The organism is Mammaliicoccus sp. K-M42 (assembly GCF_022386375.1).
Taxonomy (GTDB): domain Bacteria; phylum Bacillota; class Bacilli; order Staphylococcales; family Staphylococcaceae; genus Mammaliicoccus; species Mammaliicoccus fleurettii.
Map to the genome: position 1 here is coordinate 1 of NZ_JAJNIS010000039.1, position 1,639 is coordinate 1,639.

At 50.7% G+C, this 1,639-nt stretch carries 1 rRNA gene; it reads left to right on the top strand.

Going from position 1 to position 1,639, the window contains the following annotated elements:
* Positions 1-64 precede the first annotated feature (64 nt).
* A 16S ribosomal RNA gene (locus tag LQ668_RS12220) occupies positions 65-1,620 on the top strand.
* Positions 1,621-1,639 lie beyond the last annotated feature (19 nt).

Genomic DNA, 1,639 nt, shown 5'->3' on the forward strand with positions numbered 1-1,639 from the left:
CTTATAGTACTTCAAAGAGTGATTGGCTTAACCAATCAAAAATGAGCTAATCAAGCTTACTTCTATTATGGAGAGTTTGATCCTGGCTCAGGATGAACGCTGGCGGCGTGCCTAATACATGCAAGTCGAGCGAACAGATGAGAAGCTTGCTTCTCTGATGTTAGCGGCGGACGGGTGAGTAACACGTGGGTAACCTACCTATAAGACTGGGATAACTCCGGGAAACCGGGGCTAATACCTGATAATATTTTGAACCGCATGGTTCGATAGTGAAAGGCGGCTTCGGCTGTCACTTATAGATGGACCCGCGCCGTATTAGCTAGTTGGTAAGGTAATGGCTTACCAAGGCGACGATACGTAGCCGACCTGAGAGGGTGATCGGCCACACTGGAACTGAGACACGGTCCAGACTCCTACGGGAGGCAGCAGTAGGGAATCTTCCGCAATGGGCGAAAGCCTGACGGAGCAACGCCGCGTGAGTGATGAAGGTTTTCGGATCGTAAAACTCTGTTGTTAGGGAAGAACAAATTTGTTAGTAACTGAACAAGTCTTGACGGTACCTAACCAGAAAGCCACGGCTAACTACGTGCCAGCAGCCGCGGTAATACGTAGGTGGCAAGCGTTATCCGGAATTATTGGGCGTAAAGCGCGCGTAGGCGGTTTCTTAAGTCTGATGTGAAAGCCCACGGCTCAACCGTGGAGGGTCATTGGAAACTGGGGAACTTGAGTGCAGAAGAGGAGAGTGGAATTCCATGTGTAGCGGTGAAATGCGCAGAGATATGGAGGAACACCAGTGGCGAAGGCGGCTCTCTGGTCTGTAACTGACGCTGATGTGCGAAAGCGTGGGGATCAAACAGGATTAGATACCCTGGTAGTCCACGCCGTAAACGATGAGTGCTAAGTGTTAGGGGGTTTCCGCCCCTTAGTGCTGCAGCTAACGCATTAAGCACTCCGCCTGGGGAGTACGACCGCAAGGTTGAAACTCAAAGGAATTGACGGGGACCCGCACAAGCGGTGGAGCATGTGGTTTAATTCGAAGCAACGCGAAGAACCTTACCAAATCTTGACATCCTTTGATCGCTCTAGAGATAGAGTCTTCCCCTTCGGGGGACAAAGTGACAGGTGGTGCATGGTTGTCGTCAGCTCGTGTCGTGAGATGTTGGGTTAAGTCCCGCAACGAGCGCAACCCTTAAGCTTAGTTGCCATCATTAAGTTGGGCACTCTAGGTTGACTGCCGGTGACAAACCGGAGGAAGGTGGGGATGACGTCAAATCATCATGCCCCTTATGATTTGGGCTACACACGTGCTACAATGGATAATACAAAGGGCAGCGAACCCGCGAGGTCAAGCAAATCCCATAAAATTATTCTCAGTTCGGATTGTAGTCTGCAACTCGACTACATGAAGCTGGAATCGCTAGTAATCGTAGATCAGCATGCTACGGTGAATACGTTCCCGGGTCTTGTACACACCGCCCGTCACACCACGAGAGTCTGTAACACCCGAAGCCGGTGGAGTAACCTTTTATTAGGAGCTAGCCGTCGAAGGTGGGACAAATGATTGGGGTGAAGTCGTAACAAGGTAGCCGTATCGGAAGGTGCGGCTGGATCACCTCCTTTCTAAGGATATTACGGAATG